Here is a 1,614-nt window from a genome sequence, read left to right on the forward strand (position 1 = left end):
GGTAAAATGGCGCACACCAGGGGGTATAAGGGGGGAGAAAAGCGACTGGTTAAAACTGCCGGGAAAACATAGTAAGGAATCAGTAGTCATATGATATTGGCCGCTGGTTCCTTTTCTTTTCTGGCGATACCACTATGTCACAAATCCCTCCGCCGTTTCTGTATCATATTTCACAAACATTCAGAACTGCGCCCAAATGGCTTGCGGATGCTCTTTTTCAGAGTTAACATACGACACAACTCCGACAGGAGAATAACCTGTGAAATCCGTAGGTTAGGGAAGCAGACAGGCTTAATCCCCCTTGCGATGGCCGTTGCCGTAGGGCGTAATTCGGCACATAACGCTTATCAGCTGAGGTTGCCGGTGATTTTTTGATAGTGGATGGAGACAGGATGAAAAGGAAGGATTCAGACGAGAAAAGAAAACATCATCTATGTGGGGATTGACCTGCATAAGGAAACACACACGGCGGTCATGCTTGACTGCTGGAATCAGAAATTAGGAGAAATTACCTTTGATAACAAACCATCAGAATTCCATAAACTGACGAGAAAAGTCAGCCGTTTTTTGACAGAAGAAAAGACAGTGGTATACGGACTGGAGAATGCATACGGTTATGGCCGTGCGCTGGCGGTATGGTTAATTGAGAAAGGATATGCGGTTAAGGATGTGAATACAGCTCTGTCGTATGCTCAGAGAAAAAGCGTACCGATGTATCAGAAAAGCGACAGCTACGATGCAGAAGCGGTCGCACTTGTGCTAATCAATATGCTGGACAAACTGCCCGATGCCGTTCCAGAGGATGCCTACTGGACATTGAGCCAGTTGGTAAACCGTCGAGACAACATCTGCTCCCATCAGCAGAGATTAAAGAACCAACTGCATGAACAGCTTTGCGTGGCGTACCCGAGCTACAAACAATTCTTTGGTGATATCAGCCGAAGGACAGCGCTTTATTTCTGGCTTAGATATCCGTCACCGGAACACCTAAAAGGGAAGACTGCGGAGGAACTGGCGGCAGAACTGCGCCCGGTCAGCCACAATAACTGCTCCATCAAACGAGCGGAAAGAATATTAGAACTGGTACGTACCGACGGTCAGACCACAAGGGAGCATCAGGAGAGTCGGGATGCCATTACGCGAAGTATCGCAGGAGACTTGGAGCATTACCGGGAACAGCTTGAGATTGTGGAGACAGCGATAGAAACTATGCTGCCGTCATTTAACTGTACCTTGATGACCATGCCGGGAGTGGATGTGACAACAGCGGCAAATATGCTGTCAGAGATCGGAGATATCAACCGTTTCCCCAATGCCAATAAGCTGGCGAAGTTCGCCGGAATATGCCCAATCAACTTTTCATCTGCGGGAAAAGGGAAGGATATGTGCCCAAAACAGGGAAATAGGCGGCTGCAGGCAATATTTTACTTTCTGGCGATTCAGATGATACAGATCTCAACGAATGGGACACCGAGGAATAAGGTATTCCGAGCGTATTATCTGAAAAGAGTGGCGGAGGGAAAGAATAAACAGCAGGCGTTGATCTGCATTGCCCGCAGGTTGGTGAATATCGTGTACGGAATGTTAAAGAACCACACAGAATACCGGGAACCG

General features: G+C 47.6%; 1 protein-coding gene. It reads left to right on the forward strand.

The annotated features are described in order from the left end of the window. Positions 1-435 precede the first annotated feature (435 nt). The coding region (locus CLOSYM_RS18665; RefSeq protein ID WP_021643350.1) for an IS110 family RNA-guided transposase at positions 436-1,614 on the forward strand (1,179 nt) is incomplete at its 3' end.

It is taken from the genome of [Clostridium] symbiosum ATCC 14940, assembly GCF_000466485.1.
GTDB lineage: Bacteria > Bacillota > Clostridia > Lachnospirales > Lachnospiraceae > Otoolea > Otoolea symbiosa.